Raw genomic sequence first — 19200 nt, forward strand, 5'->3', positions numbered from 1 at the left:
GCCCCAAAAGTAACAAAAAGTCTAGGCCCCAAGCCTCCAAAAGCTGAAAAGCCAGGCGGTATTCCTAAAATCCGTAAACTCGCTACGCTCAGACAGTACGGATTTTTTTTACGGAATACCGCCCGGCTTTTCTCCTGCGGATCGCTTTTTCCGGCAAAGGCCAGGGGGTTACGGAGTTACGAGGGTTGCCTCCGCGACTCCCAAAACCTATACTTTCTTATCTTATAAAAAAAAGGACGCCCTAAGGCGTCCTTACATTTGCGGAATGCAGTATTAGAATTTAACGTTAATAGCAGCTTGGGTACGAGCACCACCAGCGATTTCAGTACCATCTTGGTTTTCGAAATCTTGATATTTGAGGTTCAACGTGGTGTTTTTAGCAATTGCACGGTCGTATCTTACTTCAAGACCTTTGTAACCGGTATCGCCAAGGCTCAGGATATCACTGTGGATGTTGGAGTACTTGGAGTCAGCAGCAGCTTCTACGTCACGATACAGAGCTGTTAAACCAATTTTGTTGAATTTAAGACCATAAGCAGTAGCATTGCCATCAGTTGTGCCGTTATCGACATTGTAGAATTCGCCAAGAGCAGTTACACTGTTGGTCAATTTAACGCCTACATTAGCGCCATAAACATCAACGCTATCAGTTCCCGTATCGTAGTTTACATAGTCGGCAGTGATGTTAGCAGCACCAAGTTTCATGTTGTACTCAGCACCATACATTTCGTTGGTATCATTCAGATGACCAGCAAACATTTTCAGGTTACCCGCTTGGGAAGCGATACCAGTGATAGCGGAGTCTTGCAGGAAGCCGTTGCCCAATACCAGATCTTGACGACCAACTGTGTTAGTCAGACCAAGAGCGTTGAAGGTTACGTTAGCAGTATCAAGTTTGATACCAGTTTTGGTAGTAAAATCGTCGTTATAGTTCATGTTATTAGTAGTCAAACGAGCATTGAACTTCAGGTTGTCATTGATTTTACCGTCAAAGCTTACACGGGCACGGAAATCGGTGTTGTCAACGCTGTCGCTAGCGCCATAACGGACACGAGCGTCACCGGAGATTTTAACCATGTTGTCCACTTTTTTGTCAAGAGTTTCGACTTTGACGCCCATGCTGTTAAGTTCGGTAGCAAATTCTTTAGACAGTTTGTCAACAGTTGCTTTTTGGTCGCTGTTGAGATTCTTTTGCATAGCAGTAGCAATCACGGAAGCCATTTCGTAACGGGAAACGGTTTTGTCGCCTTTGAAGGTGCCATCGCCATAACCGGCTACTACACCAGCTTGAGCTAATTTATTTACTGCGTCATAAGCCCAATGTTTTGCAGGTACATCAGTGAAAGGATTCGCAAAAGCCGGAACGGCGAATGCTACGGTAAGAGCTGTAGTCACAGCTAGTTTAAGAAATCTTTTGTTCATTTGAAAAATCCCCCTTGTAATATTTTTAATTTTAGCGGGTGTTGCCACCGGCGTACCGGATGTACTACCCGTTCAAGGGGGAGGGGTTCGAATGAGTATCCACGTTTCCTCAATCTTTCCTTCCTCTCTGCAGGGCTTATTCTCGATACGCACCTGCCGCATTCCGCAGGTTTTATATTAACATAACTTCGACACAGTTGCAATGTTTCCTGCTTGTTTTGCTGAGGTATGTTTTGGTAAAAGTCTTTGTTTGTATGGGTTTGCAGGAATATTTTGGCCATGTCTTGATTGATTATGGACTTTACATAATCAATCTTTATACTCATATATATTCTCACAAAAAAGAAAGAATCCTGCTTAGTAAACAGGATTCTTCACTAGTATATTTTGTTAATAAAGGGGCAGGAACGAACTGAAGTCATTGCCACGCTAGCGCTTGCAATGACTAAGGGGGAAGGCGCGTTCCCGCGCCTCCCCCCTTAGTTCTCTGTCTTACAACACGCTTTTGATTCTTATCTCTATTTGCAGCGGTCCTGCGGTATAGGTGTCGCTTTTGGCGACAGCAGTCAGTTCTACTTGGCCTGACTGGCGCTTAACCTTGCTAACGGTATCAAATAGCTGGGAGCCACTCATGCTGCCCACTGTGCCCTGGATGGGGTCAGACAGAATGCCCTTGGTTACGGCAGCGGTGTTTACTCTTTGCAAGAAAGAGATAACTGTCTCTTCTGCCGAACTAGCAGATGTTATATTGACAGTATCACTGTAAATCGGATCGCCCTGACTATAGACAAGATAGTTAGGAAACAATTCAATCCGACCGATGACTGGTTCGCCATAGATGGTGTTGCCAACGGTTGAGATACGGACAATGACTTCTTGATTGGTTTCGGCAATCAGTTTTGCTGCTTGATCAAACTCCGAGCGAGCAATCCATAGTATTTCGAGTTTTTTATCAGTTACATTAAGCTTATCAAGGATATGTTGATTGGTATTATAGATTACGCCGCCCAGTTCCTTTGCTGTAGCTTCCGTTGCCTGTCCACCATGTACAAGAGAAGTTGAAAGAATTTCACCTGTTCTAAATACTACCGTACCTTCCCTAACAATCTGCAAGCCTTTTTTCAGATTGGATGTCAGTTCATTAAGACGGTCAACATCGCTTTGCAACGCGGTCTTTGCCGTGTTTAATTCGCCAATTTGGCTATTAAGCCCGGCAACCCGGTTGTCTAGTTCCGTCTTAGTAGCCTGAAGACTTCTGATATTATCCTGATAGCTAAGCAAATCGCTTTGGGCCAGAGCATAGTCTGCTTGCAGGGTCGTTAAGGCTGCAATTGTATGATCGCGTTCAGCTGTTACTTCGTTGAGTTCGTCCATGATTGTGGCGAGTTGCTCTGAGGTTTGTTTTACTTTGGCACTGATGGCGGTATATTCGGCATTTTTAGCGTCAAGAGCCGCACGGCTGGTTTCTAGTTCGGCTGTTTTTGAAGTAACTTCTGTAGTTAGAGATAGGAGTTCGGCTTTGAGTTCTTCCATACCGAAGAGGGCTGTGCGTACATCCCAAGACACGGCGGTCATAAAGCCAAGTGTTGTAGCAGAAATCAAGATACCGGTAACAATAGTAACAATGATGGATGTATGTTTGGGCCTAAGGCCAAACATACTCAGTTTTTTCTTGCCCACCTTGGTGCCTAATTTGTCGCCAATATAAGCAATAGCTCCTCCCATGATGGTAATAATGGCGATTAGCGCCAACCCGTACATGGTACTCCCTCCCCCCTACCGCGATGATTTAGATACTAAATATGTGCCTACCAGGATACCAATGATATTCGGTATCCAGGAGGCGATAAACGGATCTATCGCCCCGCCTTTTCCCAAAGCGGTTGATATTGTCAATAGTATATAGTATATAAAGATGATGATGATACTCAAACCAAGACCAATGGATGAACTGGAGCGGTGCGGCGATAGCCCAAGCGGCGTGCCAATCATGGCAAAAACGAAGCTGGCGAGCGGAATGGCCAGCCGCTGATATAATTCTACTTCATAGGTGCTGGTGGCTACATACTCCTGCTTTAACGCCGCGATATGCTGTCTGAGTTCTTGGATCGACATGTCTTCCGCATCTTTTTGTTCTCGTGCTATACTAACAGGATTTTTCTCTATAGGTAATACCTGTTCGGAAAATGTGAGTGTCCGTTCTACCCGCCCTTCAGCTGAAAGTTCGGTAATTGTGCCATCGTACATAAGCCAGTGGTTATTCTGCCATACAGCTTTTTCGGCGTTTTCTACCCGCACAAGCCGACCATCCTGATACTGTTGAACAGCCACTTTATTCATGGTACTGGTTTCTACTACAAAATTTCGTGCATAGGTTAGGCGTTCCAGTTCACCTTGTTTAATGTCTTTAATAATAATGTGTTCCTGGATTTTGGGGCTAGTATTTTTTTCTACCTCATAGCGCACAATGTTATCATAAGCGATATTAGCGGCTGGCACTAAGGCTTCATTGAGAACTACGGCCGCTGAGCTAACAATGAACGCAGCAATAAGCACTGGAACAGCCAGCCTGAAAAAGCTCTGACCGCCTGATTTCATGGCGGTTATTTCGCTCGAACTTGATAACCGACCAAAGGCCAGGAGTGATGCCAGCAGCATAGCCATCGGAAATGTCAGGACAATGATGCTCGGCAGACTGTAGATAAAAAGCTTAACTACAGTCTGCACAGACGCGTCATATTGGGTAATATATTTTGTTAATTTCAGAAGTACGTTGGTACCGATAAAAATGCTTGAGAAGGCGGCTACGCCGAAAACAAACGGTCCCAGCATCTCTTTGATGATATATTTGTCAAGTATACGCATTCGTTTCTCCTGCTTGGTACGTTAACATTTTTACAGTGTGAAGTTTTGCCCCAGGTAATACTTTTTGGCAATTTCGCTGGTAGCAATGGTATCACTATCGCCGGCAATGAGGATTTGACCATCATTCATGATATAGGCATGGTCAACAATGGTCAATGTTTCACGGACGTTATGATCGGTGATGAGTACGCCGATGCCGCGTTCTTTGAGATAGGCAATAATAGCTTGGATATCGGCAACAGCAATGGGATCAACACCGGCAAAAGGCTCATCCAGCAAGATAAATTTAGGGTCTGTAGCCAATGCCCGGGCAATTTCCACCCGGCGGCGTTCGCCGCCTGACAATTCAGAGCCTTGGCGCTGCCTAACATGAGTGACGTTGAATTCCTCCAGCAGACTATTCATTTTGTCTTGACGTGCTGCTGGTGTAAGCTCCGTTGTTTCCAAAATGGCCAAGAGGTTATCCTCTACCGTCATTTTACGAAAAATCGAAGCTTCCTGGGGCAGATAGCCAATCCCAAAACGAGAACGCTGGTACATGGGCAGACCGGTAATGTCTTGGTCGTCAATATATATTTTGCCTTTGTTCGGACGTTCCAGGCCGACAATCATATAGAAGGTGGTTGTCTTACCTGCACCGTTTGCACCTAACAGGCCGACGATTTGGCCTTGGTCGACGCGAAGGCTGACACCGTTGACTACATTACGGTTTTTGTAGGTTTTTACTAAATCGCGGGTTTCGATATACATATCGCGCAACATCCTTGCTACCATTTTAGATTATTTTGGGGTAATAACTAACTTGCTCCGGCCACCCTGGGAGTCCATCGCCTTTTCGTCAAGACGTAGGTTGAGGGTTTCGCCTGTCAGGACATTACCGTCCTGGATGGCACGGGCATTACCGTTTAGAATAACTTTACTCTGGCCTTTGGGATCGCCGTAATAGGTGGCCGTATTAGCAGTTGCATCCAGGTTACGGACTGGGCTGACTATGTGTACAGAACCAGTGCCTGTTGCACTGTTTTCCGGCAGAAAAGCCTCAATTTTGTCGGCTGTCATGGTGCCGTCCGGCATTTCAATTTTGCCATTTTGGGGAACTAATGCATATTGCGTATCGGCAGTGTACTCCACTCTGGGACCAGTAAGACGGTTTTCGCCTTTGGTCAGCACGGCATCACCGATGGCAACGAGATAAGTGTTGTTCTTGTAGGTTTGGACTTCAGCAGCTGTTAGAGTAGCATCCTGGTTGACGGCTTTGACACCACCGGTAATGCGCCCTTCCTGGCTGTTGGTGTTGTATTCGGCTTTAGCCCCTGTAATGATTGCCTGTCCCTGAGTTATACGAACTGTGCCGGTGGCATTGATAACCCCTTGTTTGGAGTCGTAGTCGATGGTATCAGCAACAAGTTCAACCGGTGTTTTGGCCTGGGACTGTGGAGCTGCCACGGCGTATAGGCTTGTAGCACTTATGACTAATGCAGCTGCAAGCAGGATACGGTAAGAATGAGATTGCCATGTCGCTACTGCTCCTCGCAGTGACCGAAATAGGTGTCTGTCATAGCGAACATCTATGAAACAATCTTGCTTTTTATTATCCATCATTAGTTCTGCCCTCCTGTTACAACCTTAGCATTACCTTGGACTTTTACTTTTTCCATAGTGGTGTCAGCATCAATTTGGTCGCCAGTGATGATGGTATCACCCCTGGTCAAAGTAATACCGCCTGTACCGGAAAAGGTTTTGGTTTGTTCCACATAGCGACCTTGGGGAGCCGTAAATACAACACCATCGCTAGAGGTAGCTTTCATATCGCCCTGCAAAGTAATGTCATGTGTTTTGGTATCAAGAATACCATCTTGGGCAATAATGTCCACTGTGCCACCTTTTTCCTGATAAAATGTGCCTTTGAGTTTTTTCAGATAAACCAGCTTGCCGCCAGCGTCAGCTTCGATGCTTTCGGCGTTCATTTCCCAGACCTTTTTGCCGTTTTTCTCTTCAATGATCGAAGATCCGGCAAAGGTTAGGTTAGCCGCAGGCTGGGCAGTTGTCTGCTCAATTGCCGGGGTATTTTCAGGCAGCACCGGTTCTTCCCGGAAAAAATAATAAAGTCCCCCGATTACGAGCAGTAATGCACAGGCAAGACTTAGATATGCCGTTTTGTTCAAGGAGACTTCACCGCCTCTGTATTCCAGCGCTTTTTAAACCAGACCCATTCGTCAGGATAGGTCCTAATGGCTGACTCAATGATTTTGGTTGTGCGTTCTGTTAGCTTATATAAATCGGCATCAGGGTTGCCGGTGTCTTCATAGTAAATAGGTGGCTGTAGACGGATACAATGTGTGCCGTCCGGATTGCGGGTAATGAAGCCAGGCACTACCGGTGACTTAAATTTGCGGGCAAATACGGCCGGTCCCAGGTGAGTCGAAGCTGGTTTGCCAAAAAAGTCAATAAATATACCGTCACGGCCGGCATCACCATCGGCGAAAAAAGCGAGCATCTTGCCTTTTTTCAAGGCTTTAGCAGCACCAACAACTTCACTGGTGCCACTGGCAAAAATCTCAATGCCAAACAATTGGCGGTTTTCGTTCAATAGACGGGTATGTTGATCATTGGGCTGGCGTTTAACAATATCAGCAACAGGAAAACCAGCCACCGCGAGTGCTGCGCCAAACCATTCCCAATTGCCAAGATGACCGGTTAAAAATACAACTCCTTTGTGCTGAGCCAGTGCATCGGCAAGGTAGTGACGATTTTCAATAGTTACATAGTTTTCTAGTTTTTCTCTGGTCAAGGCAGGCATCGAAAGCACTTCCAGAAATGTCTGGGCAAGCTTGATGAAGGAACTTTTGATGGTGGCTTCAGCTAGTTCTTGGGGTAAACCGAGACGTTCTTTGATCTGCAGGAGGGCACGATTGCGCTGTTTAGCGGCAATATGGTAGTATAGGCGCCCTAGCAGTTTACCGGAAGACAGTATAGCAGAACGTGGCAGCAGGCACACGAAACGGCTAACAAGTTTCCACGTATGATATTGCCACTCATTTGCCATGCTCCCCGGCTGTTTATAAACAGCCTCCACCCCCTACTAATTTCGATTGCGTTACTGTGTTACCATAAATCTCTCTTTTTGCATATACTCGGCGATAATCTTATCCCAACCATTTTGGGATTTCAAAATGTACTCAATAATGTCACGTACAGCGCCGTTACCGCCTGAGCAAGCGGAGATATACCTAGCCACTGCCTTAACCTCTGATACGGCATTAGCTACCGCGCAGGGGAGGCCCACCTGTACCATGACAGGCAGATCGTTAATGTCATCGCCAACATAGGCAATCTGCTCCAGGGCTAATGAATGCTTTTCCATAAGCTTGTAGAGAGCAGTTACTTTGTCGGTGGCACCTTGGTGGATGTCACCAATTTTTAGTTCACTGGCCCGTCGATATACAATTTGACTTTCGCGTCCGGTTATGATGGCTGTTTTGAGACCGGCCTTATGAGCTAGTGAGATGCCCATACCATCTTGGCAGTGGAAGGCCTTTAGGGCTTCGCCATCCTGACCGAAGATAATATGTCCCTCGGTTAGAACGCCATCCACATCAAAAATGATCAGTTTGATCTGCTCAGCATAATGGACACTATTCATTATACCACTCCTTGGCGCAATAAGTCAGTAAGGTGAATAATTCCAATGGCACGAAATTCGCTGTCAACTACTGGCAACAATGTAATCGGGCGTGGTTGATTTTTCTCCATCATATTAAGAGCCTGAGCGGCTAGTTTGTCTTTGGTAATAGTACGCGGCTTTTTCGTCATCAGTCCTGCTACTGATTTATCCAGAAACTCATGGCCTTTTTCCAGGCTGCGCCGAATATCGCCATCGGTTAATAGTCCCACCAGTTGCATGGCAGCTAGCGACTCTACTACCAATACAGCGCCAAGTCCTTTGGCAGTAATGGTAAATAAGGCTTCTTTTACTGTTTTATCTGGTGTTACTATTGGCAGATCCTCGCCGCCATGCATAACGTTTTCCACTGTGAGCAGTAATTTGCGTCCCAATGCACCGCCCGGATGGTATAGGGCAAAATCCTCAGGCGTAAAGTTGCGGGCTGATAGCAGCGCTACCGCTAAGGCATCGCCCATCGCCAGGGCGGCTGTTGTACTGGCCGTAGGTGCCAAACCAAGTGGACAGGCTTCTCGTTCTACGGTTACATCCAGAAAAATATCAGCATTTTGGGTCAGCGTGGACTCGGCCCGACCTGTCATAGCAATAATGGGCGCACCAATTCGTTTGAGTGTTGGCAGCAGGCCGATCACTTCATTGGTTTCACCACTATTGGAAATGGCGATAACAATATCATTGGCTGTAACCATGCCCAAATCACCATGAATCCCCTCGGCCGGATGAAGAAAAAAGGCCGGCGTACCCGTGCTGGCCAGAGTTGCAGCTATCTTTTTGCCAATAATGCCTGACTTGCCCATACCAGTAACAATTACCCGGTCGTGGCAGTTCAAAATCATGTCCATGGCGGCGGCAAATTGGTCGTTAATACGGGGAATTAACGCGCGAATGGCTTCGGCCTCAAGCTCTAAGCAGGCACGTGCATGTTCAATCGGCATAAAACTACCTCCTTGTAGGTTACTTGTGCTTCCTGACCACATTATCAATGGCTAACACATCTTGGAGTAAAGCCTCCACTTGATCAATGTAGAGCATGTTGGGGCCATCTGATTTGGCTTCAGGCGGGTTATCGTGTACTTCCATGAACAATACGTCAATACCTGTCGCGACAGCGGCGCGAGTCAGATAAGGCACAAATTCGCGCTGACCGCTGGAGGTTGTGCCAGCACCACCAGGGAGCTGTACACTATGGGTGGCGTCAAATACTACCGGATAACCGAGTGAGCGCATGATAGGCAAAGCGCGAAAATCAGCTACCAGGTTGTTGTAACCAAAGGTTGCACCGCGCTCAGTCAGCAGAATATTTTTGTTACCGGCCTCTTCCATTTTGGCAATAACATTCTTCATATCCAGCGGGGCCAAAAACTGGCCTTTTTTAACATTAATAACCTTACCGCTGCGAGCAGCCTCATATACTAAATCAGTCTGACGGCAAAGGAACGCAGGAATCTGCAGGATATCGAGTACTTCAGCAGCTGGTTCAATCTGGGTAATGCAGTGAATGTCGCTCACTACAGGTACGCCCAACTCTTTTTTGATATGAGCCAGAATTCGCAAGCCTTCTTGCAAACCAGGACCGCGGAAGGAATTATAGGAAGAACGATTGGCTTTATCATAGGAAGCTTTAAAGATATAAGGAATGTTCAAACGATCAGCAATCGCTTTGATTGCCCGTCCAATAGCTAAAGTACGTTCGGGATCTTCAATAACACAGGGCCCGGCAATCAGGGCAATGGGGTTTTGTGCGCCAACTGTAATGTTTTGAATCTGTACGGTATTCATTACGCCTTCCTCCTAAAATATTCGTTTACTTTTTCTAAGTCTTCCGGGGTATCTACCCCGATGGATTTAAAGTCGGTTTTAAGTACTTTAATCTTATAGCCATGTTCTAATGCCCGCAACTGTTCCAAAGACTCTGTCTGTTCAAGCGGTGTCGGCTCCAAGGCGGCATATTTGAGCAGAAAGTCACGGCGGTAGGCGTAGATGCCAATATGCTTGTACACCGGCAGCGGACCGCCAGGCAGTTTGCTATTACGTGGGTAAGGCAGGAGTGAGCGGGAAAAATACAGAGCATAGCCAGTAAGGCTTGCCACTACTTTGACCGCACTTGGCAGATTATATTCGCTTTTATCCATTTCAGTCATTAAGGTAGCCATGTTTAGTTCAGGATCACCATCAAAGGCACCTGCCAATAAGTCAATAACTTCCGGAGCAATGAGCGGTTCGTCGCCCTGGACATTGATAATAATCTCAGCTTCTGGATGCTCTTTGGCCACCTCTGCCAGACGATCAGTGCCTGTAGGGTGGTCAGGCGAAGTCATCATTACTTGGCCGCCAAAGCCTTGGACGGCCTGGTACACTAGTTCATGGTCAGTGGCTACCAACACGGCATTGGGCCTTTTAGCCTCTTTCGCCCGCTCATAAACCCGCTGGATCATGGGTTTACCAGCAATCAGGGCCAGTGGTTTGCCTGGCAGGCGAGTGGATGAGTACCTGGCAGGAATTACACAAAGTATGTTCATGGGTTACCTCCAAATAGAAACTGTAGGAATATCACTTATTTACGCTTGACTCTTGACTGCATTGTTTTATCATGTCCATTAGCTCTTCATAACCGTCATGGAATCGGACTTCAATGGACAATACATACACTGGTAAGGGCCGTTCGGAATGAATAAATTCGGCAGGAATTTTAACGGCATCTTTGTCGGTGGTAATAAGTGCCTCCGCGTTGTTATCAACCGCTTTTTGCATAATAACCTGCATCTCGGCCATGGTATAGTCGTGATGATCCGGATAGCGAACAGCATCAACGATTTTACCTTCTAAATCAGTAATGGTTTGTTCAAAGGAGGACGGATTGCCAATAGCTGAAAATGGCAATACCGAACATCCCTTAATAACATCCAAAGGCACTGCTTCCGGGCGAACCCCTTTGTACCATTCTTCAATTTCAATGAAACAGCGTGGGGTATGGGTGCTCTCAATGATTAGTGCTTCCGAGTTGTACTTGCGTACAGTCTCTCTGATAGCGTCCCTGGCAATGTCTGTAGACTGATCGACTTTGGTTAAGAGGAAGGCATTAGCTCTATCCAGGTTGGTGAGCGGTTCACGCAGCGTCCCTCTTGGCAACAGAAAGTTATTACCAAAGACGTTAATGGTATCAATTAGCACAATGTCAAGATCGCGTTCCAGTTGCCAATGCTGGTAGCCATCATCCAGGATAATAACTTCTGCGTTTAAATACTGTACTGCGTAATCACCAGTAATCGAGCGGTTGCGACCAATGACCACTGGTACACCCGGCAGGCTCTTAGCAAGCAGATACGCCTCGTCGCCTGCTTCGGTAACTGTCATGTAAATTTTACGACCATCTGAAACGACGCCAACTTGTCCTTTCCAGCCAGCCCGGTAACCCCGGTTAAGTATGACAACCCTGTATCCTTTATCGCGAATAAGGGCGGCCAGGCGCTGAGCTGTCGGGGTCTTCCCGGTACCGCCAACAGTAATGTTACCCAAGCTGATAACTTTACAGGGAAGTTTGTGCCGCTGCAGGACACCCCAGCGGTACAATGCAAGCTTACATTGCACTCCCATTCCATAAATGAAAGACATGACGCGAAGCACGCCAAGAATCACGGCTGCTAACAAACCACGTTTCTCGCCGTGCACTAGTTTATATAAATATACTTGAAGCGCTTCCCGCTGATTCATCATATAGTTTCCGCCTTTTCCTTGGACTTACACTGTTCACCACTTGCTGGAGCTTGCCTATGCTGCAATATTATATTCAAATATAAGGCGCTTTTATGGGAAGCGCCACGATTTTCATTGATGATCGCCAGTGCCTCCTGACCAAGTTCTCGTCTCTGCTCAGGGTTATTCAGCAGCTGGAGCATTGTTGCGGTTAAACTAACACTGTCATGAACAGTCAGACACACCCCGCGCTCAGAAAACAGAGCATAGGTTTCTTTGAAATTAAACATATGTGGACCAACTAGTATGGGTTTGCCATGAGCGGCTGGTTCCAGAATATTGTGACCCCCATGGGGGATAAGACTGCCGCCAACATAGACAATGTCACCAAGTCCATAGATTTTTCCCAATTCGCCAATGGTATCAATAATGATCATATCAGGCTTCACAATCTGTTTATCTGGCATACTGGTACGTTTTACGGCAGCAAAGTTATACTTAGCTGCTAACTCAATAAGCTCTCCCGCCCGCAAGGTATCACGCGGGGCAACAATAAATTGGGTATGAGGAAATTGAACACGAACCTCACTAAAGGCCGGAAATAACAATTCTTCCTCACCCCGGTGGGTACTACCTGCCACCAGGATGTGATCAGCACCACTCAACCCCAGGTCAGTAAGCATTTTAGTCTTGTCTTCCAGACCAAGTTCGGTGTAGCTTTGATCAAATTTGGTATTACCGGTAACAACCACCCGCGCCGGATCAGCACCTAGCCGGATAATATACTTGGCATCAATATTCGATTGCATGCAAAATTGGACAACAGTATTTAGCATATCGGTAAGTACTCGTCGAAAGTAGATATAGCGATTGACACTCTTGTCGCTGATTCTGCCATTAACCATCATGGCTGGTATCTTGAATCTCCGGATGGCTTTGAGAAAATTTGGCCACAATTCGGTTTCTACCATGAGAAAAGCCTGTGGTCGGATTTTGGCAACAACGGAATAGCTAAGGTATGGTAAATCCAAAGGGAAAAAGATAATTCCCTCTGCTTCCGGGATAATGCGTTTGGCCATATCATAGCCACTGGCCGTAACTACCGATACCATAATAGGTATAGCTGGCAACTCTCGTCGTATTTCTTTAACAATTGGACTTGCCGCCACAATTTCGCCGACTGACGCAGCATGCACCCAAATTGCCTCTTTGCCTGCTACTTTTGCCAAAGTTTCGGCCGGCAGGGCACCAAAGCTCTGCTTCAGCCGCTCCGCAAACCCCGCTTCCCTGACAACACGTACGGCAAATACCGGCAATGCCAAGATGACTAGTATGACTGCCAAGATATTGTAAATAAAATACATATTGATCCCTCGTTATCGTCCCTCTTACTTATCAGCAAATTGCACTTGATACAGCTTGCTGTACAGACTTCCTGCCGTAACTAGTTCTTCATGTGTACCACATTCAATAATTCGGCCTTTATCTATAACCAAAATAACCTGGGCACGCTGTACAGTAGATAAGCGATGGGCAATAACAAATGAGGTTCTGCCAACCATCAGCTTATCGAGCGCTCCCTGCACCAGTTTTTCACTTTCAGCATCAAGTGCCGAAGTGGCTTCATCAAGTATCAACACACGGGGATCTTTGAGTATAGCCCGAGCAATGGCAATACGCTGGCGCTGTCCACCGGAGAGTTTGGAACCGCGTTCACCGATTTGGGTATCATATCCCTCAGGCATTGCGATGATAAATTCATGAGCGTTGGCAGCTTGAGCCGCGGCAATCACTTGGTCTTTGTTAGCTGCAAGATCGCCATACAATATATTTTCATAGACCGAGCCGTTAAAGAGAACAGTCTCCTGCGGCACGATGCCAATTTGTTCGCGTAAGGAATTCAAGGTGACGGTTTTAATATCGTAACCATCAATAGTGATACGTCCTGCGGTTGGGTCATAAAAACGGGGAACAAGGTTGGCAATCGTAGTTTTCCCGGCGCCACTAGGTCCGACGATGGCAATCATTTGTCCGGCTTCGGCCACTAAGGACAAGTTGCTAAGGGCCGGTTCACCTGGTTTATAAGAAAAATCGACGTTTTCAAAGACTACTCGTCCGGTAATGCGCGGTAACACCTTGGCTCCTGGCAAATTCTGAATTTCAGGTTCAGTATCAAGGACTTCGAAAACTCGCTGTGCCGCCGCCAAGGCTCGCTGAATGTTAGCATACACCCGGCTAAGGCGTTTAACAGGGTTGCTGATATTAACTGCATAAATCAAAAAGGCAATCAGAGAACCTGACGTAAGATTACCGTTAATGACCTCACGGCCACCATACCAAATAATTACGGTAATGCCAATAGCCGCTAAAAATTCGATAATCGGTGTCAGAGTAGCCATTAATTGCGCTGATTTCATTTGGGCGCGAAGATTGGAGTCATTTTCCTTGTTAAAGCGTCCGATTTCGTAATCCTCACGGACAAAGGACTTTATGACCCGCACCGACGAGATGGTTTCTTGCAGAACAGAGGTAATATCTGCCACCCGCTCCTGCATGACACGGCTGGCCCGTCTGAGACGTTTGCCAAAAATGCTCATGACTTGCGCGATTAGCGGCAGCGTAATACAAGTGAGCAGTGACAGCTTCCAATGCAAGTAAAACATAGTGGCCATCGAGCCAATCAGTATCATGGATTCGGTAAATAGTTCAATTACGCTATCGACCAACGCATTTTGCAAAGCGGACACATCATTGGTAATGTGACTCATGATCGCACCTGTCTGGCGTTTTTCATAATAGGATAAGGATAACCGTTGTAGGTGCCGATATACGGCTTCCCGGATATCAATAATGACTTTTTGTCCAATAAAGGACATTAAATAGGTCTGCCCGTAAAAGAAAATACCTCGCACCATAAACACCACAACAATGCCGCCGGCAATTGTATTAAGCATCGCCATATCTTTGGAAGCAAGCACACCATCGATAACGTCCTTGATAATCCAAGGAACGTATAAGTTGGTACCTGATGCAACTAAAATGCACACAATGGCCAGTGCCAGTCGCCGTAAATAGGGACGTACATAGCTTAGCAGTCGTAAGTAGATCTTCATATAGTTACCTCTTTTTTTCTGCTACTTCTAAGATGACCTCTGCAACCCGTTTGACTGCGCCGGTTTGACCGAGCTTTGCTTGTACTTCGGCCAAGTCTGCTTGAACCTGGGCGTAGACTTGACGATCTGTGAGGATTTTCAGTGTCTCTGCTGCAATGTTCTGCGGGTTGGCAGCATCTTGTATTAATTCAGGAACAATGCGCCGCCCGGCAATAATGTTAGGCAAGCCGATATTAGGTATTTTAACCAGGAACTTGCCTAAGAAATAGGTGAGCGGAGCCATTTTATAAATAATGACCGTAGGCGCTCCCATGATGGAGGTCTCCAGGGTGGCGGTACCAGAAGCCGCAATAGCGGCATTTGCCAAACCCATTAGGTCATAGGTATAATCGGTTGTTAAGGTAACAGGCACCTGACAGCTGTCAATACTATTTTGCAGTATTTCCTGGGAAATTGTCGATGCTATCGGTAAAAAGAATTGACAGTCAGGCAATTCTTGCAGGATTAACTGACTTGCTCCCAGCATTACCGGCAGAAGTTTGGCTATTTCTTGTTGCCTGCTGCCTGGCATTAACAGTACGACCGGCCGGTTTGGATCGGCTTTAAAGTGCTGATAGGCTGCTGCTTTGGTCATAACTGGTTTTACGATATCTACTAGTGGATGGCCGACAAAGGTAACATCAGCGCCAGCGTCTTTGTACACTTCGGCCTCAAAGGGAAAAATGGCCGCAACTTTATCCACTGTCTCGGCCACCCCTTTGGCCCGGCTGCGCCGCCACGCCCATGCTGAGGGGCTGATATACGACACGACCGGAATCCCTTTTGTTTTTGCAATTTTTGCCAGACGCATATTAAAGTCCGGATAATCAATAATGACAAGCGCATCCGGACGTTCTTTGTCCATCAGTGCCGCCAGGTTATCTCTCAGTTCAAATAGTTTTCCTAAATTTTTTACTACTTCCACTAAACCCATAATTCCCTGACCAGCAATATCATAGTCCACTCTTACGCCGGCAGACCGCATGGCTTTGCTGCCCATTCCAAAAAGTTCAATATCTGGCTGCAAAAGTTTAAGCGCGCTGGCCACACTGGCCCCATGCATATCGCCTGAGGCTTCGCCGACTGAGAGCATAATTTTCATGGATTTCCTCCTACATAGCAACAATGGTTATGTTATTCGTGTCAGCCAGTTCAATAACTAGCTTTTTATCCACCAACAATGTCTTACCTGCCTCGATAACCAAAGCCACTGCACCTGCGGCAATCATGGCTGTTAGGGTATCTGGTCCCACACTGGGAACATCAAAGCGGGAATCCTGCTTAGGCTTAGCAGCTTTGGCCACAACAATGCCGCCACGGCCAAGCTCCCCGCCCCGCTTAATGCAGGAATCAGTGCCTTCAATGGCTTCCACGGCCATAACAGCCTTATTTTTCACAACAACGGTTTGTCCAATATCCAGGCCGCCAACCTGACGCGCCATAGCCAAGCCGTATTCCATATCAGCTTGTTCTTCTGGGGTGGGCTGGCGGTTTGTAAGTACACCTGGGGCAGGCATAAGTTGACGAATTAACTGTGTCTGGTCAAGCACACCTACTCCTGCTTGGGCAAATTCGTTCACAAGTGCTAGCATGACGGTGTCGTCATTCAAATCTGGGAGACTTGCTAACAGCTGCTGCATGCGCACATCTGGACGCGCAGTGCCGCTGAAGAGATGCTCTTTGGTGACCTTGCCCAACATAGTAACTTGCTGTACACCTTCTTGGTGCAGCAAGGCAATCAGTTTATCTAATTCGCCTAGGCCAATTGTGTGAAAGCGGGTGGCGGCTTGTGCCAGTTCTGCTTCCACCCCTGGCGCTACGGCTATGGCTATCACGTCAAAACCCATGCCGCGAGCGGCACGGGCAAATTCTACTGGTAACCGACCAATGCCGGCGATCAATCCAATACTATTCATAATGGCTTCCCACCTTATGTAGCTGATGCGGCACACTGCCGCATCAAGCGGATGTTAACTATAGGTTTTGCTGAGCAGCATTTACCTATGCACTCTTAATTATCTGAGTCTCTGCGTCCGCGGCAAATACCGCGTTCTGCGTTGCGGAGAAACCGCAGCATATGCTCAACTTCTTCACAGGCTTCCAGTTCCTGTTCCATCACGGCAATGGCCTGCGGCAGGCTGAGTCCGGAACGATAGAGAGTTTTATAGGCTTTTTTCAAATTACTGCGAGCGACTGAGCTCACACCAGCGCGAGCAATACCCACACTGTTTAGTCCGCATACTTTAGCCGGGTGACCGTCAACAATCACAAACGGCGGAATGTCCTGTACAACCTTGGAAGCACCGCCAATCATAGCATTCCTGCCAATTTTAACAAATTGATGAATACCGGCCAACCCACCAATAACCGCACGATCCTCTACAACTACATGGCCAGCCAATGTAGCTGCATTTGACATAATTACATAATTGCCAACAGTACAGTTATGGGCTACATGCGTATAGGCCATCAGCAGGCAATTAGAGCCAACCCGTGTTTCTTCCCCTTCGCCGGTAGCCCGGTTAATTGTGGCAAATTCACGGATTTTGGTATTATCCCCTACAAATACGTAGCTTTTTTCGCCACGAAATTTCAAATCTTGCGGTTCAGCGCCGATGGAAGCACTTGGATAGATTACGCAATTTTTGCCAATGCTAGTCCAACCGTCAATTACTACGTGAGCGCCAATTTGCGTACCGTCGCCAATAAGCACATTTTCGCCGATAACGGCGTAGGGCCCGATTTCTACGTCTTTACCAATACGGGCATTGGGGTGGATTACTGCAGTTTCATGTATTTTTCGCAATGGTATTACCACCGATTCCGGTTTCATATCAAAATCAACTCCCCACTAGAATTAGAGCTATATAAGCAGGTCTTAAGTGTCGTTTGTTGTTATATATATTCCGACTGGACAGTCGAAAAATGACATGCTAATTTCGGGTAAAATTAAGCGCTATTAGCCGAATACCTACATTACTCGCATTTATCAACCATCTTTCAGTATTTATATCCGTTTTTCGATCATTATACTGCTGTAAGAGCAAACAAAAATTCGGCTTCCGCCACAATTTGACCGTCAACAAAGGCTTGTGCCCATAACTTGCCGATTGAACCGCGAAGTTTCAGAACCTCAGCTACCATTCGAAGCTGATCACCAGGCGTAACCGGTTTTCTGAATTTAACCCGCTCCATCCCTGCAAAAACAGCCAACTTACCGCGGTTTTCCTCAGGATATAGCATAGCTACACCGCCAACCTGCGCCATAGCTTCCAAAATAAGCACTCCCGGCATAACCGGTTTTTGCGGGAAATGTCCTGCGAAGAACTGTTCATTGATAGTTACACTTTTTATGCCTACCGCCCGTTTCATTGGTTCAAGTTCAATAATGCGGTCCACCAGTAGCATAGGGTAACGGTGCGGGATAATGGCTTGAATCTCTGTTGCTGTCAAAATCATCTAGGAAACGCCTCCTCAAATCTTCATCACATACTTGCTTTTACAATCTCTTTAGCCAACGTCGTATTGAGCGCATGGCTTGACTTTACGGCAATAACATGACCGGCAATGCGGCCAGCTAATGCTAAATCTCCGATTACATCTAAAATTTTATGCCGGACCAGTTCATCTGGGAACCGCAGCGGCGTTAAACAATTTTCGTCATCATATACTATTGTATTGTCCAGACTTCCGCCCAAAGCCAATCCCTGTGCTTTGAGAGCCTCCACCTCGTGCATAAAGCCAATGGTACGAGCCGGAGCCAGTTCCCGGGCAAATACTTCAGGAGTTATTTCATAATCACCAAATTGAACACCTAACAGCGGATGCGGATTAATGGAGGTAAAGGTAATGCGAAATCCGTCATATGGTAAAATAGTAATAAATTTTTCGGGATAACGCACTGTTATGGCTTGTTTTATGACAATGGGCGGATGACGCAGTTCAGCCAGCCTTTTAATACCTGCTGTCTCCAGCATTTTAATGAAAGGCAGCGAACTACCGTCAGCTACCGGTGGTTCTACTGAAGAAATTTCCACCAGGCAGTTGTCAATACCCATAGCTGCAAACGCCGCTAAGAGGTGTTCCACGGTAAAAACTTTGGCCTCGCCAAATTCTAGTGTAGTCGCCCGCATGGCATTAGTTACATTGATTGCCTTGGCTGCTACACTAGGCATACCAGCAAGGTCAGTCCGGGCAAATACTATGCCACTACCGGATGGCGCCGGGTTGAGTGCGATGGTTACATCCCGCCCGGAATGCAGACCGATACCGGTATAAGTTACGCACGAAGCTACTGTGGTTTGGCGATCCATAGGTTTCCTCCTGAGTTGTCTAAGTCCAATTAATTTTACAGGAAATTGAGATTTTACGCAAGTATGTTGATAA

Annotated in this window: 19 protein-coding genes; all 19 read right to left on the bottom strand. The window is 46.7% G+C overall.

All coding sequences use genetic code 11. The features are described 5' to 3' along the window. Window positions 1–273 precede the first annotated feature (273 nt). The 19 genes from ACZ449_RS15415 to lpxC all read right to left on the bottom strand — a co-directional run bounded on the left by ACZ449_RS15415 (window position 274) and on the right by lpxC (window position 19127). A complete protein-coding gene (locus ACZ449_RS15415; RefSeq protein WP_464256952.1) occupies window positions 274–1422 on the bottom strand; it encodes an S-layer homology domain-containing protein in 1149 nt (382 codons plus the stop codon). A 492-nt stretch (window positions 1423–1914) separates the two neighbouring features. Next, window positions 1915–3183 carry a DUF3084 domain-containing protein gene (locus ACZ449_RS15420; RefSeq protein WP_464256953.1) on the bottom strand — a complete coding sequence of 423 codons (1269 nt, stop codon included), beginning with the start codon at window positions 3181–3183 and terminating at the stop codon, window positions 1915–1917. A gap of 15 nt (window positions 3184–3198) precedes the next feature. After that, the gene (locus ACZ449_RS15425; protein WP_464256954.1) at window positions 3199–4287 is read right to left on the bottom strand and encodes an LptF/LptG family permease; all 1089 of its coding nucleotides are present in this window, start codon (window positions 4285–4287) and stop codon (window positions 3199–3201) included. A 30-nt stretch (window positions 4288–4317) separates the two neighbouring features. Next, a complete protein-coding gene (lptB, locus tag ACZ449_RS15430) occupies window positions 4318–5037 on the bottom strand; it encodes an LPS export ABC transporter ATP-binding protein (RefSeq protein ID WP_464256955.1) in 720 nt (239 codons plus the stop codon). Window positions 5038–5067: 30 nt separating this feature from the next. Further along, window positions 5068–5889 carry an LptA/OstA family protein gene (locus ACZ449_RS15435; RefSeq protein ID WP_464256956.1) on the bottom strand — a complete coding sequence of 274 codons (822 nt, stop codon included), beginning with the start codon at window positions 5887–5889 and terminating at the stop codon, window positions 5068–5070. Then, window positions 5889–6452, bottom strand: coding sequence for an LPS export ABC transporter periplasmic protein LptC (gene lptC, locus ACZ449_RS15440; protein ID WP_464256957.1), 564 nt, complete (start codon window positions 6450–6452; stop codon window positions 5889–5891). The genes ACZ449_RS15435 and lptC overlap by 1 nt, the downstream gene beginning before the upstream one ends. Beyond that, window positions 6449–7333, bottom strand: coding sequence for a lysophospholipid acyltransferase family protein (locus tag ACZ449_RS15445; RefSeq protein WP_464256958.1), 885 nt, complete (start codon window positions 7331–7333; stop codon window positions 6449–6451). The genes lptC and ACZ449_RS15445 overlap by 4 nt, the downstream gene beginning before the upstream one ends. 51 nt (window positions 7334–7384) lie before the next feature. Beyond that, window positions 7385–7930, bottom strand: coding sequence for a KdsC family phosphatase (locus ACZ449_RS15450; RefSeq protein ID WP_464256959.1), 546 nt, complete (start codon window positions 7928–7930; stop codon window positions 7385–7387). Next, a complete protein-coding gene (locus tag ACZ449_RS15455; protein ID WP_464256960.1) occupies window positions 7930–8904 on the bottom strand; it encodes a KpsF/GutQ family sugar-phosphate isomerase in 975 nt (324 codons plus the stop codon). The genes ACZ449_RS15450 and ACZ449_RS15455 overlap by 1 nt, the downstream gene beginning before the upstream one ends. A 19-nt stretch (window positions 8905–8923) precedes the next feature. Beyond that, window positions 8924–9748: a 3-deoxy-8-phosphooctulonate synthase gene (gene kdsA, locus ACZ449_RS15460; protein ID WP_464256961.1), complete on the bottom strand. Its 825-nt coding sequence runs from the start codon at window positions 9746–9748 to the stop codon at window positions 8924–8926. Then, window positions 9748–10488, bottom strand: coding sequence for a 3-deoxy-manno-octulosonate cytidylyltransferase (gene kdsB / locus ACZ449_RS15465; protein WP_464256962.1), 741 nt, complete (start codon window positions 10486–10488; stop codon window positions 9748–9750). The genes kdsA and kdsB overlap by 1 nt, the downstream gene beginning before the upstream one ends. Window positions 10489–10519: 31 nt before the next feature. Beyond that, entirely contained in the window at window positions 10520–11683 is a 1164-nt protein-coding gene (lpxK, locus tag ACZ449_RS15470) for a tetraacyldisaccharide 4'-kinase (protein WP_464256963.1), read from the bottom strand. Next, window positions 11680–13026, bottom strand: a complete 1347-nt coding sequence (locus ACZ449_RS15475) for a 3-deoxy-D-manno-octulosonic acid transferase (protein WP_464256964.1) — start codon at window positions 13024–13026, stop codon at window positions 11680–11682. The genes lpxK and ACZ449_RS15475 overlap by 4 nt, the downstream gene beginning before the upstream one ends. Before the next feature lie 24 nt (window positions 13027–13050). Next, the gene (gene msbA / locus ACZ449_RS15480; RefSeq protein WP_464256965.1) at window positions 13051–14775 is read right to left on the bottom strand and encodes a lipid A export permease/ATP-binding protein MsbA; all 1725 of its coding nucleotides are present in this window, start codon (window positions 14773–14775) and stop codon (window positions 13051–13053) included. 4 nt (window positions 14776–14779) lie between these two features. After that, on the bottom strand, window positions 14780–15916 hold the full coding sequence (gene lpxB / locus ACZ449_RS15485) for a lipid-A-disaccharide synthase (protein ID WP_464256966.1): 1137 nt from the start codon (window positions 15914–15916) through the stop codon (window positions 14780–14782). 10 nt (window positions 15917–15926) lie between these two features. Beyond that, window positions 15927–16730 carry an LpxI family protein gene (locus ACZ449_RS15490; RefSeq protein ID WP_464256967.1) on the bottom strand — a complete coding sequence of 268 codons (804 nt, stop codon included), beginning with the start codon at window positions 16728–16730 and terminating at the stop codon, window positions 15927–15929. 95 nt (window positions 16731–16825) lie between these two features. Further along, window positions 16826–17647 carry an acyl-ACP--UDP-N-acetylglucosamine O-acyltransferase gene (gene lpxA, locus ACZ449_RS15495; protein WP_464256968.1) on the bottom strand — a complete coding sequence of 274 codons (822 nt, stop codon included), beginning with the start codon at window positions 17645–17647 and terminating at the stop codon, window positions 16826–16828. 194 nt (window positions 17648–17841) lie between these two features. Then, a complete protein-coding gene (fabZ, locus tag ACZ449_RS15500; protein WP_464256969.1) occupies window positions 17842–18273 on the bottom strand; it encodes a 3-hydroxyacyl-ACP dehydratase FabZ in 432 nt (143 codons plus the stop codon). 26 nt (window positions 18274–18299) lie between these two features. Continuing rightward, window positions 18300–19127 carry a UDP-3-O-acyl-N-acetylglucosamine deacetylase gene (gene lpxC, locus ACZ449_RS15505; protein ID WP_464256970.1) on the bottom strand — a complete coding sequence of 276 codons (828 nt, stop codon included), beginning with the start codon at window positions 19125–19127 and terminating at the stop codon, window positions 18300–18302. Window positions 19128–19200: the final 73 nt, after the last annotated feature.

The organism is Desulfosporomusa polytropa, from assembly GCF_055380075.1.

Excerpts from the sequence above, each read along its gene's own strand:
- ACZ449_RS15415 (WP_464256952.1), bottom strand. The coding sequence starts at position 1,422 with ATGAACAAAAGATTTCTTAAACTAGCTGTGACTACAGCTCTTACCGTA.
- ACZ449_RS15420 (WP_464256953.1), bottom strand. The coding sequence starts at position 3,183 with ATGTACGGGTTGGCGCTAATCGCCATTATTACCATCATGGGAGGAGCT.
- ACZ449_RS15425 (WP_464256954.1), bottom strand. The coding sequence starts at position 4,287 with ATGCGTATACTTGACAAATATATCATCAAAGAGATGCTGGGACCGTTT.
- lptB (WP_464256955.1), bottom strand. The coding sequence starts at position 5,037 with ATGTATATCGAAACCCGCGATTTAGTAAAAACCTACAAAAACCGTAAT.
- ACZ449_RS15435 (WP_464256956.1), bottom strand. The coding sequence starts at position 5,889 with ATGATGGATAATAAAAAGCAAGATTGTTTCATAGATGTTCGCTATGAC.
- ACZ449_RS15445 (WP_464256958.1), bottom strand. The coding sequence starts at position 7,333 with ATGGCAAATGAGTGGCAATATCATACGTGGAAACTTGTTAGCCGTTTC.
- ACZ449_RS15450 (WP_464256959.1), bottom strand. The coding sequence starts at position 7,930 with ATGAATAGTGTCCATTATGCTGAGCAGATCAAACTGATCATTTTTGAT.
- ACZ449_RS15455 (WP_464256960.1), bottom strand. The coding sequence starts at position 8,904 with ATGCCGATTGAACATGCACGTGCCTGCTTAGAGCTTGAGGCCGAAGCC.
- kdsA (WP_464256961.1), bottom strand. The coding sequence starts at position 9,748 with ATGAATACCGTACAGATTCAAAACATTACAGTTGGCGCACAAAACCCC.
- kdsB (WP_464256962.1), bottom strand. The coding sequence starts at position 10,488 with ATGAACATACTTTGTGTAATTCCTGCCAGGTACTCATCCACTCGCCTG.
- lpxK (WP_464256963.1), bottom strand. The coding sequence starts at position 11,683 with ATGATGAATCAGCGGGAAGCGCTTCAAGTATATTTATATAAACTAGTG.
- ACZ449_RS15475 (WP_464256964.1), bottom strand. The coding sequence starts at position 13,026 with ATGTATTTTATTTACAATATCTTGGCAGTCATACTAGTCATCTTGGCA.
- msbA (WP_464256965.1), bottom strand. The coding sequence starts at position 14,775 with ATGAAGATCTACTTACGACTGCTAAGCTATGTACGTCCCTATTTACGG.
- lpxB (WP_464256966.1), bottom strand. The coding sequence starts at position 15,916 with ATGAAAATTATGCTCTCAGTCGGCGAAGCCTCAGGCGATATGCATGGG.
- ACZ449_RS15490 (WP_464256967.1), bottom strand. The coding sequence starts at position 16,730 with ATGAATAGTATTGGATTGATCGCCGGCATTGGTCGGTTACCAGTAGAA.
- lpxA (WP_464256968.1), bottom strand. The coding sequence starts at position 17,647 with ATGAAACCGGAATCGGTGGTAATACCATTGCGAAAAATACATGAAACT.
- fabZ (WP_464256969.1), bottom strand. The coding sequence starts at position 18,273 with ATGATTTTGACAGCAACAGAGATTCAAGCCATTATCCCGCACCGTTAC.
- lpxC (WP_464256970.1), bottom strand. The coding sequence starts at position 19,127 with ATGGATCGCCAAACCACAGTAGCTTCGTGCGTAACTTATACCGGTATC.